The 11799-nt window shown below is 32.3% G+C and carries 13 protein-coding genes; 3 read left to right on the top strand and 10 right to left on the bottom strand.

Translation table 11 applies throughout. The features are described from left to right. Nucleotides 1–5: 5 nt before the first annotated feature. The 5 genes from WAF17_RS11125 to WAF17_RS11105 form a co-directional block, all read right to left on the bottom strand. Nucleotides 6–554 carry a hypothetical protein gene (locus WAF17_RS11125; RefSeq protein ID WP_338770040.1) on the bottom strand — a complete coding sequence of 183 codons (549 nt, stop codon included), beginning with the start codon at nucleotides 552–554 and terminating at the stop codon, nucleotides 6–8. A gap of 54 nt (nucleotides 555–608) precedes the next feature. Further along, entirely contained in the window at nucleotides 609–1484 is an 876-nt protein-coding gene (murI, locus tag WAF17_RS11120; protein WP_338770037.1) for a glutamate racemase, read from the bottom strand. A gap of 122 nt (nucleotides 1485–1606) precedes the next feature. Continuing rightward, on the bottom strand, nucleotides 1607–2029 hold the full coding sequence (locus tag WAF17_RS11115) for a YraN family protein (protein WP_338770035.1): 423 nt from the start codon (nucleotides 2027–2029) through the stop codon (nucleotides 1607–1609). A gap of 4 nt (nucleotides 2030–2033) precedes the next feature. Beyond that, a complete protein-coding gene (locus tag WAF17_RS11110; protein ID WP_338770032.1) occupies nucleotides 2034–2438 on the bottom strand; it encodes a hypothetical protein in 405 nt (134 codons plus the stop codon). A gap of 195 nt (nucleotides 2439–2633) precedes the next feature. Next, nucleotides 2634–3707, bottom strand: a complete 1074-nt coding sequence (locus WAF17_RS11105) for a M42 family peptidase (RefSeq protein ID WP_338770179.1) — start codon at nucleotides 3705–3707, stop codon at nucleotides 2634–2636. Between the two features lie 153 nt (nucleotides 3708–3860). Between WAF17_RS11105 and WAF17_RS11100 the strand changes: the two genes are divergently transcribed. Next, nucleotides 3861–4676, top strand: a complete 816-nt coding sequence (locus WAF17_RS11100; protein ID WP_338770029.1) for a hypothetical protein — start codon at nucleotides 3861–3863, stop codon at nucleotides 4674–4676. A 172-nt stretch (nucleotides 4677–4848) separates the two neighbouring features. Here the strand turns inward: WAF17_RS11100 and WAF17_RS11095 are convergent, their stop codons facing one another. From WAF17_RS11095 to mazG, 5 genes are all read right to left on the bottom strand, one after another. After that, nucleotides 4849–6240, bottom strand: coding sequence for a bifunctional UDP-3-O-[3-hydroxymyristoyl] N-acetylglucosamine deacetylase/3-hydroxyacyl-ACP dehydratase (locus tag WAF17_RS11095; protein WP_338770027.1), 1392 nt, complete (start codon nucleotides 6238–6240; stop codon nucleotides 4849–4851). Nucleotides 6241–6435: 195 nt separating this feature from the next. After that, complete coding sequence (locus WAF17_RS11090; RefSeq protein ID WP_338770025.1) at nucleotides 6436–7128, bottom strand: TlpA disulfide reductase family protein; 693 nt, start codon at nucleotides 7126–7128, stop codon at nucleotides 6436–6438. A gap of 458 nt (nucleotides 7129–7586) precedes the next feature. Beyond that, on the bottom strand, nucleotides 7587–7928 hold the full coding sequence (locus tag WAF17_RS11085; protein WP_338770022.1) for a hypothetical protein: 342 nt from the start codon (nucleotides 7926–7928) through the stop codon (nucleotides 7587–7589). Nucleotides 7929–7939: 11 nt separating this feature from the next. Continuing rightward, nucleotides 7940–8968 carry a UDP-3-O-(3-hydroxymyristoyl)glucosamine N-acyltransferase gene (gene lpxD, locus WAF17_RS11080; protein ID WP_338770019.1) on the bottom strand — a complete coding sequence of 343 codons (1029 nt, stop codon included), beginning with the start codon at nucleotides 8966–8968 and terminating at the stop codon, nucleotides 7940–7942. Between the two features lie 82 nt (nucleotides 8969–9050). Beyond that, nucleotides 9051–9932 carry a nucleoside triphosphate pyrophosphohydrolase gene (mazG, locus tag WAF17_RS11075; RefSeq protein WP_338770016.1) on the bottom strand — a complete coding sequence of 294 codons (882 nt, stop codon included), beginning with the start codon at nucleotides 9930–9932 and terminating at the stop codon, nucleotides 9051–9053. Between the two features lie 299 nt (nucleotides 9933–10231). Between mazG and WAF17_RS11070 the strand changes: the two genes are divergently transcribed. Then, the gene (locus tag WAF17_RS11070; RefSeq protein WP_338770013.1) at nucleotides 10232–11209 is read left to right on the top strand and encodes a MoxR family ATPase; all 978 of its coding nucleotides are present in this window, start codon (nucleotides 10232–10234) and stop codon (nucleotides 11207–11209) included. Between the two features lie 94 nt (nucleotides 11210–11303). After that, nucleotides 11304–11660, top strand: a complete 357-nt coding sequence (locus WAF17_RS11065; protein WP_338770010.1) for a hypothetical protein — start codon at nucleotides 11304–11306, stop codon at nucleotides 11658–11660. Nucleotides 11661–11799 lie beyond the last annotated feature (139 nt).

The following is an 11799-nucleotide window of genomic DNA, read 5'->3' as shown; positions in this document are numbered from 1 at the left end:
CGAAATCACTCAATTCTTTCAAATTCTAATCCGTAGTATTCTCTTTTGTGGTCACCAAGAGGTAAAATTAATAAAAAACCAAGATAGGAAGAGATACTATCAATAGTTAAGTTTTCATTTTCTAACAAAGCTATTCTTGTATTAATTGTATGAATGCCATTCATTAAAATAAAAAAACGAAATTCATTAGTTTTTTTGAGAACTATATAACTCTCTTTTACTTTAAACTTCAAAACTCTTAATTCTATAATTGTTGTATCATTTATTAATTCAACTCTTAGATGATTTTTATCAAGAAAGCTCAAATTTATTTTACAATCATACTCTTCAAATACTCTTTTTTTTAGAGATAATATTCTGAAAGAATAATATTTTAGTAAAGATGCGTCCAAATTTCTTTCTGAGCTATCTTTACTTACAATTTTAAAAGTTCCTTCAAACTTCTTTAAATCATTCTCTGATAAAGAAATCCTATTTTCATTTAAAGAATTTTTCTTAAAAGTAGCACAAGAAGTAAAAGCCAAAATAAGGAAAAGTAAAATTATATTTTTCATAAGAAATTGGCATTTAACTGGTAACTGATTACTACTTACTGGTAACTATAAAGCTTACTCCCAAAGTTTATACAACTCTAATTCCACCGTTTTTCTGAAAAATATCTTTGTCGTTTCTTCGAACGATTTAGTAAGGTCAGAAACATAAAAAATATCTTCTTTGGTAGAATAAGGATTCAATAAATTATTTTGTTCTAAAAAGATACGAACTTCTTCTGCGACAATAAAAGAACCATCTATAATTTCTACTTTTTGAGAAAAATTTTCTTTAAAAAATAAATCAATATCTTTTTTAATGAGTGGATAATGTGTACAACCCAAAATCAGACCTTCAATATTCTGTAAAGATTCATCAGACAAATATTCTGCAATAACTGACTTACTAATCGTATTATTAAAAAACCCTTCTTCAATCATTGAAGCTAAAAGAGGTGTCGCAACAGATGAAAGATTAATATTTTTGTCTGTTTTGTCTATTTTTTGAAGGTAGGTATTTGAGTTAATGGTCTGACGTGTTCCTATCAAACCAATATTTTTTCCTTCAAAGTTAGTTGCTACATAATTTACGACAGGCTGAATAACATCGATTACCTTTGCTTTTGTTGCTGTATATTCTTTTATAAGTTCGAAAGCTGCCGAAGAAGCCGAATTACAAGCAAAAAGAATTATTTTACAATGATGTTTTAAAAGAAAATCAACGGCTTTGATAGAATAAGCCTGTAAAGCTGCCATAGATTTTTCTCCGTAAGGCAAATGCGCTGTATCTCCGAAATAGATAATCTGTTCGTGTGGCAAAAGCTCTTTGACAGCATACGCTACTGTAAGTCCACCAATTCCACTATCAAAAATACCAATTGGATTTGTATTCTTGTTTTCTTGAAGATACATCTTGAGAGAGTTTGAAGGAGTTGGTTCGTCGTTTTTAGACATTAAATTAGTATAATCTACTTGTTGAAGAGTTTGTAAATAGGGAATGTAAAATTACAATTGTAGCCGACAGTTTCCAAACTGTTGTAGTATTGCTTTCTGACAGTTTGGAAACTATCAGCTACTTAAAAAGCATCTTCTAAATGTAAAATTTCTTTCAAAATATCCTTTTCAAGAAGAATCGAAATTATGTCGAACTGAATAAAACCCTTAAATCCATGAGTAGATTCTTGATTGTTTTCTTCTTCCCATTTCTCTAAAAATAATTCGGCTGTTTGAGATATTTTCTTTGCTTGGGCTTCACTTACAAACTCTTCTGGATTGCCAAAATTATCGTTTTTTCTTGTCTTTACTTCTATAAAATGAATGACATTTGCTTTCTTTACTATAATATCGATTTCGCCATTACTTCCTATTCCGTTTCCTTTCCCTGCTCTATAATTTGTCGCTAACTTTTCAAATTTGTTTTCTATCAAAAACTGTAATGCTAGTTCTTCTCCTTTTTTGCCTGTGGTCTGTTTTTGAGTAAGTTTAGGTTTTTCTTTCATAAAATTATCGTTTTCTAACATCCATTGAATTAAAAACTATTCTCTCTGGAATTTTTCCCTGACACGGACGGTATGCTAAAAGCGTAACCGAATGGCGTGGATAAACTGCTGTCTGTATTCTTCCTTGCAATTGCATTTTGCTTTCTCCCTCACAACCAAAAGAAGGCGTAAAACTAACTTTTACCTCGTATCTATTTGTATTTCGAAGCCTAACCAACGTATTGTAGCGAGTATCATACATTGAACTTCTATGTTGAATATAAAACTCTACACCATTTTCTTTTTGAAATAAAACCCATCGGTTAATGGGAATTGGGTCTTTTGATTCAATACTAGGAAAAGTAAAAGAACTGGAAAGAAATAAAATTGATAGAATAGAAAAAAGGAGTAAAGTAGAATTTAGTTTCATAGCTTGTTTGTAGGCTTTGTGATATTTATGTGCAACTATTGGTTATAATTTATTCAAGATTTGATTATAATAAGTCAAGACTAATTAATCAATTGATTATCAGTAAGTAGAAAGTAAATAAAATTGCAAAAAATAAGCCTAATTTTTTAGAGAAACTGGTTTAAGCCTTGAGACTCAAACCAGCTATTGAAAAATCTACTTTATATATCTAAAATCTGTTCCTGCTTTTAGGCTAATTACACTCTTGTACATCAAATCAATTACTGCTTCTACATCTTTTTTAGAAGCCGTTTCTACTGTTGTGTGCATATATTTGAGTGGAATAGAAATAAGAGCAGAAGCTGTTCCTTTTCCAGAATAAGCAAAGGCATCAGTATCTGTTCCTGTTGCACGACTAGAAGCCAAACGTTGAAACGGAATATCATTTTTCTCGGCAGCTTTGATAATATGCTTCAAAAGATTGTTCTGAACAGCAGGTGCATACGTTAAGACTGCACCACGACCACAACGAACATCACTTTGTTTGATTTTGTTATACATTGGAGAAGCTGTGTCATGGCAAACATCGGTAACAATCGCTACATCAGCCTCAATAGTACGAGAAATCATCGTTGCACCATTCAAACCCACTTCTTCTTGAACAGCATTTACGATATAGAGACCAAAATCTAATTTGTCTTTGTTTTTATGGATTCTACGTGCCACTTCTGCGATCATAAAACCTCCAATACGATTATCTAAAGCTCTTCCAGTCCAAAATTTATCATTCAAATCAATCAGTTCGTCTTCAAATGTAGCTACACAGCCTACGTGGATTCCTAACTCTTCGACTTCTTTCTTGCTTGTTGCTCCTACATCTAAGAAAATATTTTCTATTTCTGGAAGCGTATCAGCTTTTCCACGTTCACGTACATGAATTGCAGGCCAACCAAAAACACCTTTTACAATTCCTTTATCTGTATAAATATTTACTCGCTTCGAAGGCGCAATAACTGCATCCGAACCACCATTTCTGACGACATAAATATATCCATCATCTGTAATATAATGAACTGTCCACGCAATTTCGTCAGCGTGTGCTTCAATGACTACTTTGTATTTTGCTTTTGGGTTAATAACAGCCACAGCCGTTCCATATGTATCTGTGAAATAAGAATCTGTATAAGGCTTTATATAATCTAACCAAATTTTCTGACCACTCTGTTCGTAGCCTGTTGGAGAAGAGTTATTGAGATAATTGAAGAGAAATTCACGACTTTTTTTGTTCATTTTTGCCATTGTGCTTTTTTTAGGAATGTTTTATTTACTTTTATCTTGAGAATATAAATAGCAATATAACAAATCTAACGGCTATGAAAAAAGTTTTTATTTCTTCATTTTAGAATTTGACAAATCAAATTAACCTGCTCATTTCTCAATTTCATGAAATATACCCACAAACTCACATCAGAAGATCAAGATTTTCTAAATCAAGACCGAACTGACCCAATTACAGGCGAAAAAATAGAAGAAGGACATTCTGTTGTTATTTGTGCTGCATGTAAATCTGCTTTTTTTATTGAAAGTTGGGAATATTTGGGAGATTCTCACTGCGACCAAACTAATACCTTAGAGGCTCTACCTAAAGCACAAAACTTATACTTACAAGCAAATATCAAATATACTAGAGAGTTACTGACTTTTGGGTTTGCTAAGAAACCTATGTTTATGGAAGACCAATTTGGTTGTGCTTTATCTATGTTGTTCATGTTATTTTTGCCTTTTTTATCAGGAATAATTGGCTCTATTGCACATAGTTTTTCGGTAGGAATGATAGTATTCCTTGTAAGCGTACTGATTACTGTGTTTGCTGGAATGAACTTTTCATTACCATACAAAACAGAAAATAAATCTATAAAACAGATTGAAAATGCAAAGACAAAGTTTTCTATGTATATAGATTACAAAAGAAGAGGTCTAGTAATACATCACAACAGTAGGAAAAACAGCAATACATTTATTGCTTTTGATGACATAAAACAATTCAAATATCATATTATATATCATCCCAGTAGAGCTATTGATTCCCTTTTTTGCCAGTTACAGATAGGAATTACCGTTAAAAACAAAACAATAAATTATTTTGCAACTATCCACAGAGATACTATTCCAGAGTGGAGTGATTTTATTTCAAAACTACCTACTGATTTGAGAGTTTTGAATACCCCTTTCAAACAAAATACTACGATGATTCAATGATTTATATTTCATAGAAACGATTAACAAGTAATTTTACTCTTTTTATAAGCAAATAATAAATTGTATTGTCTTATAAAAATATGCTTCGTCTTATTTCACTTGATTTTATAAAAAACGCATTTACCAAAAAAAGCAAATGCGTTTCAATTTTTCAATAAAAATCTTTTTAAGATTAATCTTTTTTTACAATACCAGCCGTAAGGACAGCCTCACAAACTAACTTTCCTGCTACGTAGGCTTGTCCTTTCATTTTGGCAATTCCTCTACGGATAGGTGCAACTAGCTCACACTTAAAGACAACAGTATCTCCTGGTAAAACCTTCTGACGGAAACGACAATTATCAATACCAATAAAATACGACCAATAATTATTTGGGTCATCAACGGTATTCAAAACTAAGATTCCTCCTGTTTGTGCCATTGCTTCTACTTGCAAAACTCCTGGCATTACTGGGTTTTCTGGAAAGTGTCCTTGAAAAAAAGGCTCATTCATCGTTACATTTTTTACTCCTACAACAGAATTTTCATCTAAGTAAATAACTTTATCGATAAGCAAAAATGGATAGCGATGTGGAAGCACTTTCGAAATCTGATTGATGTCTAAAACAGGTGGCATCTTTGGGTCATACTTCGGAATCTGAACGCCTGATGCTTTTTGTATTCTTTTCTTGATTTTCTTAGCAAAAGCAACATTTGCAGCATGTCCTGGTCTTGCAGCCAAAATTTGTGCCTTTATAGGACGACCAACAAGAGCCAAATCTCCAACTAAATCTAAAAGTTTATGTCTTGCAGGTTCGTTTTTGTAGCGAAGTTCTACGTTGTTTAGTGTTCCTTCTTTCTTAACTTCTATCTTATCTTTATTAAACATTTTGGCTAATCTTGCCATCTCTTCATCTGATAAAACTCTATCTACAATCACGATAGCATTATCAAAATCGCCACCTTGAATAAGGTTATTATTATAAAGCGTTTCTAGTTCGTGCAAAAAGCAAAAAGTACGACAACTAGCCACTTCTTTTTCAAACTCTGAAATATCATTCAAGGCTGCATACTGGCTTCCCAAAACAGGCGAATTATAATCTACCATTACCGTAAGGCGATAATTATCTAATGGCAAAGCAGCAATTTCTATATTGTTATCAGCATCTGTATAATGAATACTTGTATCAATTTCGAAGAAATTACGAGGTACGTTTTGTTCTTCCAAACCTGCTTCTTTCAGATGATTGATAAAATCGATAGAACTTCCGTCCATAATTGGAGGTTCGGGACCGTCTAATTCAATCATAACATTATCGATTTCTAAGCCGACGAGAGCAGCCAATGTATGTTCTACTGTATTTACTCGTGCTTCTCCCTTCTCGATGGTTGTTCCTCTTGATACATCAACTACAAAATCTACATCTGCATCTACGACAGGTCTTCCTTCTATATCAATTCTACAAAACTTTATTCCATGGTTTGGTTTGGCTGGTAGAAAAGTCATGGTAGATTTTACGCCTGTGTGCAGACCGATTCCAGAAACAGTTACAGATTTTTTTATGGTGTGTTGATTGGTTTTCATATTTTGTATGATACAGTTTTAAAGACAAGTTATTGAGCCTAGTATGACTTTATTATCAGTTTTTGAGAGAAATAACGAAGAGGCTTAGTTTATTAGTTTTACAAAGGTAAAAACTTCTTTTGAATAATGGTTAGTAATGCGAATGGTAAATTACAAATTGTTGATATATACTACATTTTACTCTGAAACTACTCGTTACTGATTTCGGTTTTGTATAGATTCAATCTCTGACTTCAAAATATCTAAAATGCCAATACCTGTACCCACAGCGCAGTAAGAAATAACTCCTTTTTCATCTACTATAATATGTGTAGGGAAGGCGTTTAATACAAAATTCTTTTTTATGTATTTTTTTTCTGTTGGAATAACTTGATAGTTTATAGGATGAGAAGGCAAAAAATCTTTTAACTTTTCTTTGTCATTTTTAGCAAATGAAAGAAATATAACATCTGGGTTATCTGAATAAAGGCTTCTTAATTTATTAAGGGCAGAGAGTTCCATCTCACAAGAAGCACAGCCAATAAACCAAAAATTGAGTACAATTATTTTGCCTTTAAGCTCTTCTTTACTATATCTATTTCCTTCTATATCTTCTACTTCAAAATCTGGGCAAATTTCTCCTACTCTTTTAGTAGTGGTGATACCTTCTTTGGTTATCTTTAGTTGTTCTTGATATTCTTCTTCTGAAGTTCTGATAAGACGACCTTCATTTTTTTGTTTGTCGTAGCTTGGAGTGTAACGCCCTTCAAATACTTGCCCATAGTAGGCTTCCCATGTCGTAATGTTTTCTAGGCTATCATAGTATGTTGTTTTTTTATTTTGAGCAAAGAGGGTAAAAGAAATTAGTATCAATCCAGTCGTTAGAAAAGTTGTTGTTGAGAGTTTCATGGCTTATCTTAGTTTAGAATTTTACGTTTTTTGAAGAAGAACGTAAACCCGTATAAATTATTCTCTCTTTTCTGAAAATGTTGATTCCAGTCTATTGAATATACTAAACGAAGAGATTTTCTGTTTCTAAATAAAACCTATCATTCTTGAATAAGAATATTAAATTTATGAAAAAATTACCCCTATCAGTTGGAAAGTCTTAGACTTATATTTTCAAGTAATTTTGTGAAAATTAAATACAAAATACCTACTTGACCTGCAAATCTAAGATTTGTCAAGCTGATAAATCGTAGTTGCAGACTTCCTACAACGTGATTTTATCAACGTAAAAAAGGCAATTTTAAATTGCAAAAATTATATTTTTCACTTAAATTTTACAACGTTGCCACCACAGAATCAAATCGACTTGGAGGGGCTACGCTTAACAATTTTATTCAATTCCAAGCTGAACGGAGGTATTAACGAGGAATACTTTTTAAATGTTCCAAATATCTATGATAGTCTTCATCTTCTGGGTCATATTTAATAGCTTCCTTTATATGGTATTCAGCTAAATCATATGCACCATTAATACTTCGTAAGTCTAGAAAAAGCAATAGGCTTACATTATGGTGTAATTCAGCCAAATCTTTTTTCGGTCTATGAAGGAGTAAGTGGACGAAAAAACCATAAAAAACTATATCAATTTCTTCATGAGCTTTCTCTCTTAATGACTCATAAATTTGTTGAGGGGATATTTTAAGAGTAATCTTACTTGCTTCTTCAAAATTACCCAAATAAACTAATTCTGCTAAATTCATTTCATTCACAATTATCCATTCACTTTCCTATCCAAATCATCTACTTTTTTCTTTAGAGAAGATAAGTTTTTCATTACTACAAAGTTTTTGATTTGTTGTTGGTGTTCGTTGGCAGGAGAACCCAAAAGATTTCCTCCTTCTTTATTATAACTTTTCGAAACACCACTTTGTGCTGCTACGGTTACTCTATCGGCTATTTTTATATGCCCGACTACTCCTACTTGTCCAGCCAAAATACAGTTTTTTCCTAATTCAGAAGAACCAGAAACGCCACTTTGTGCAGCAATGACAGTATTTTGTCCTATCTGAACATTATGAGCAATCTGAACCAAATTATCAATCTTTACACCTTTTTTGATGAGCGTAGAGCCCATTGTAGCACAATCAATGGCAGCATTTGCACCAATACTGACATTATCTTCTAAAATTACATTTCCGATTTGAGGAATAGGCTCATAAGAACCATCTTTTTGAGGTGCAAAACCAAAACCATCACTTCCCAAAACTGCTCCTGAATGAATGACACAGTTTTTACCGATTTGAGTATTAGAATAGATTTTTACTCCTGCATAAATAATTGTATCATCATCTATCTTACAATTATCTCCAATGTATGAGTTGGGGTAAACCTTTACGTTATTTCCTATCTTCGTGTTTTCACCTACATAACTAAATGCTCCCAAATACACATCTTCGCCCAAATCACTTGTGCTAGATTGAAAAGAAGGTTTTTCGATGCCTACTTTTTTCATCTGTGTCATTTGTTGATAAGCTGCAAGTAGTTTTCCAAAAGCTGTATAAGCATCAGGAACACGAATAAGTGTAGTAGAAATTGTTTCTTTGGCTTCGAAGGTTTCACTTACCAAAACAGCCGTTGCTTGTGTTTCATAAATGAAATTTTCGTATTTTGGATTAGCCAAAAAAGCAATCGCACCTACTGTACCTTCTTGTATTTTGGCAACCGTATTGATTTTTGCCTTCTCATCTCCTTCCACTTTTCCACCTACCAAATTGGCAATAGCTTGTGTAGTTAGTTCCATGTGTTATGTATTATTTCCCTATTTTCCAGTAAACCCTAAGGGGCTTCAAGACCCTTAGGGTTTTGAATTATTATTTTATTGGTTATATTTTTTTTGCCTTTTGCCAATAACTTTCCATTTCGGCCAAGGTCATTTTTTCTAGTTTTTTTCCGTCTTTGTATGCTTCTGTTTCCAAAAACTCAAAGCGACTGATAAATTTGCGATTTGTTTTTTCAAGTGCATTTTCAGGGTTTATACCCAAAAAACGAGCATAATTAATCATCGAAAAAAGTAAATCTCCAAATTCTTGTTCGGCTTCTTCTTGATTAGTTACTTTATGAACTTCGTCATTTGAAGTATCAATATGTTCAAAGAGTTCTTGTTCTTCTTCTTTTACTTTTTCCCAAACATCACTTGCCTTATCCCAGTCAAAACCCACTCCACGAGCTTTTTCTTGAATTCGGATTGCTTTTACAAGTGCAGGCATAGATTTGGGAACACCCTCAAAAAGACTTTTTGTTTTTTGGTCAGAATTTGAATTATCAGAATTACTTTTTTCTTGTAATTTAATTCTTTCCCAATTTAGCTTTACTTCCTTTTCGGTTTCTGCAATTACATCACTATAAATATGAGGATGACGATGAATAAGTTTTTCACAAACAGAATTCAAAACATCAGTAATATCAAAATCATCAGTTTCAGAAGCAATTTTGGAATAAAAAACCAAATGCAACATCAAATCTCCTAATTCTTTTTTTATTTCAGATTTATCCTTTTGGTCTTTTTGAGAAAGAATAGCATCAGAAAGTTCATATACTTCTTCAATCGTAAGGTAACGAAGTGATTCTAAGGTCTGTTTTTTGTCCCAAGGACAGTTCTGACGTAGGTCGTCCATTACAAAAAGCAATCGTTGAAAAGCCTTTGTAGGTTCGGTTTGGGTTTCTTTTACCCTTTCAAGAAGAGATTGAGAAGTATTTTTTTGCAAGAGAGAGATTGGAAAGTAAGTTGTATTGTATTAAGATGTTAAATTCTAATTTCTAAAATCTAACTTCTAAATTTATTTATGCAAATTTCTTAAAAAAAAATGGATTGACAAAAGATAGCTAATTATTAGTTATCTTTCTGAAAAGAAACTAAAAGAAAACAGAAAGAAATGATTAGGATTTGCAAAATACAATTTTTAAACAAATCTTTGTACATGTAGCTGATAACTTCCAAGTTGTCAGAGTAAAAAATATAGGAATTTAAAAAAGAACAGTTGTAACTGTTCACTACTCAAATAATATGACTGCTGATAATCAAGAACTTAGGGCTAAAATAGAACAGGTTTATACAGAAATGGGAAAAGTTGTCGTTGGACAGCGTTATATGGTCAATCGTCTTTTGATTGGACTTTTTACACAAGGACACGTACTTTTAGAAGGTGTCCCTGGTCTTGCCAAAACTTTGACAGTCAATACACTTGCAAAAGTATTAGATTTAGGCTTCCAACGTATTCAGTTTACGCCAGACCTTCTTCCTGCTGACCTTATCGGAACAATGATTTATAACCAAACAAAGGGGGAATTTGAGGTAAAGAAAGGACCTATTTTTTCAAATATCATTCTTGCTGATGAAATCAACCGTTCTCCTGCCAAGGTACAGGCTGCACTTTTGGAGGCGATGCAAGAGCGTCAAGTTACGATTGGAGAAACTACTTTTAAGTTGGATAAGCCATTTTTGGTATTGGCAACACAAAATCCAGTCGATCAAGAGGGAACATATCCACTTCCAGAAGCACAAGTCGATCGTTTTATGATGAAAGTTTTTATTACCTATCCAGATAAAAAATCGGAATTAGAAATTATGCGTCGTATGGCAAATACGAATTATAAAGAAGACGTAAATCCAGTCCTTTCTAGTGATGAAGTTTTTGCAATTCGTGAAGCCATCAATCAAGTAAAAATGAATGAACAGCTTGAAGAGTATGTAGTAGAGCTTATTTTTGCAAGTCGTTTTCCTAAAGATTATGGCTTAAAAGAAGAAGCAAAATATGTTCAGTTTGGCGTTTCACCTCGTGCTGGTATTGCGCTCAATCGTGCTGCAAAGGCAATGGCATTTATGGAGGGAAGAGATTATGTAATTCCAGAAGATATTAAAGAAGTAATTTATGATATTTTCGGACACCGTATTATCCTTAATTTTGAAGCAGAAGCAGAAGGAATCACAACACGAAATATCATTGATGGAATTTTGCAGAAAGTAGCTATTAATAAAGTGTAGAGATAATTGAGAGTGAAAAGTTGAAAATGGATAATTTCTTAATCATAACATAAGAAATTATCCATTTTGTCTATTTATCTTAAAATAATAGTTTGTGGAAACGGTAAGAGAATACTATGAGTATTTGCAAATCAATGAAGATTCTATTTGCCTTATTGGCAGGGAGGAAATATATTGGAAAATGTATATTTCTGAAATAGAAATAGTAGCATTTTATATTGATGAAAAAACAGGAGAAGCAATAGACATTGTAACTTTTTTAGATGTCTTTGGAAATAAGAATTGTTTCAATCTATTTGGTATTAGAAATTATGAAATAGTAAAGAATTGGTTAGATAAAAATTATCATTTTGATAGAGTAAACTGGAATTATTTTGAAAATAAGACAGCTATATTTTATCCTTCTTCTCTTTATGGAAAATCTATTTATAATCCTGTCAAAACGTTTTGACTACGTATTTTTACTGCCCAAGGAGGCTTTTTGAATAGAGAAATAAAAAAGTATCTAAAAATAAGGAAAATCGAAAAAGAAAAGCTTTTTAATAACTTTGAGTATTAAAAAACTCCTTTGTTTTCATTGTTTGAAAATA

Origin of the sequence: Bernardetia sp. ABR2-2B (assembly GCF_037126435.1) — a bacterium.
GTDB lineage: Bacteria > Bacteroidota > Bacteroidia > Cytophagales > Bernardetiaceae > Bernardetia.
Note: the sequence above shows the minus strand (reverse complement) of the source record. Positions and strands in the feature narration are given on the sequence as shown.